This is a genomic window from Oleiphilus sp. HI0061 (assembly GCF_001635675.1).
The window spans coordinates 1-1,270 of sequence record NZ_LWFE01001624.1; the positions used below are offsets into that span (position 1 = coordinate 1).

The 1,270-nt window shown below is 44.1% G+C and carries 1 protein-coding gene; it reads left to right on the plus strand.

Annotated features, from left to right (window positions below; translation table 11 throughout):
* A partial coding sequence (locus tag A3735_RS25110; protein ID WP_156499916.1) for a GGDEF and EAL domain-containing protein occupies positions 1-1,270 on the plus strand: 1,270 nt, incomplete at both ends.

Genomic DNA, 1,270 nt, shown 5'->3' on the forward strand with positions numbered 1-1,270 from the left:
GCAGCTCAGGCTTGATTGAATATGTAAATGACAAGTTTTGCCAAATAACGGGCTACCAACGCGACGAAATCGTAAATAAGCCAATCGGCATTCTCAAACCAAGCTCTGAACATTGCGCAGCTGATATTTGTGCTCTCGATAGCGGCTTCCTGCAAAAACAAGATAGTTGGGAAGGTGAAATTCTTTGCTCTAAGAAAGATTCTAGCGTTTTCTGGAACACTATTACGATCTCGGCCGTCTATGATAAACATAACGAAATTAGTAGTTACGTCCTGTCCGCCGTTGACGTCACAGCCTTAAAAGAAGCTACCCAGAAAATGGAGCACTTGGCTCTTTTTGACTCCCTGACCGGTTTAGCAAACCGTCGGCTTTTTATTGATCGACTGCACCAATCCATTCTTAATGCACGACGACATCAAAAACTGACAGCGCTGTTCTTTCTCGACCTAGACCAATTTAAACGCATCAACGACACGCTGGGACACCAGGCAGGTGATCAATTACTGCTTACGGTTGCTGACCGTTTAAAATCCTGTGTTCGAAAGCAAGATACAGTTGCCCGTTTAGGGGGGGATGAATTTACCATTCTGCTTAACGATATATCCGATATCGATAAAATATCTGCCATTGCTCAAACGATCCTGGACACTCTTAAGGAACCAGTTAGGTTGGGTAAACATGAGGTGATTGTATCAACAAGTATCGGCATTACCTTAGCACCAACAGACAGCATCAATAGCGAAACGCTCATGAAGAACGCCGACCTTGCCTTATATATGGCTAAAGAGAACGGTCGAGATGGCTACCACTTCTTTACTGAAGCCTTAAACCTCCGCGCAAACAAGCTTCTGGAAATTGAAAATGAATTACGTGAAGCAATTAAAAATAACGACTTTTACCTAAACTATCAGCCTCAAATTAATCTGAAGACGGGTGAAATATCTAGCGTTGAAGCTCTGATACGCTGGGAGCATGCGACGAAGGGAGACATTTCCCCTGCTGACTTTATTCCCGTAGCCGAAGAGACCGGCTTGATCGTACAAATTGGTGAATGGGTGCTGAGAAACGCATGTAAAGAAATCATGCAATTAAATGCCCTAACTGGTCGCTCATTGAGAGTTGCAGTTAACTTATCGCCACGCCAGTTTGATGACCCGGAACTGGTAAATGTTGTTTCAAGCGCCCTCGAGCATTCAGGCCTCGCCGCAGAAAACCTGGAAATAGAAGTAACCGAAAGTATGCTAATGAATGACATTGATGCTGTCATAGC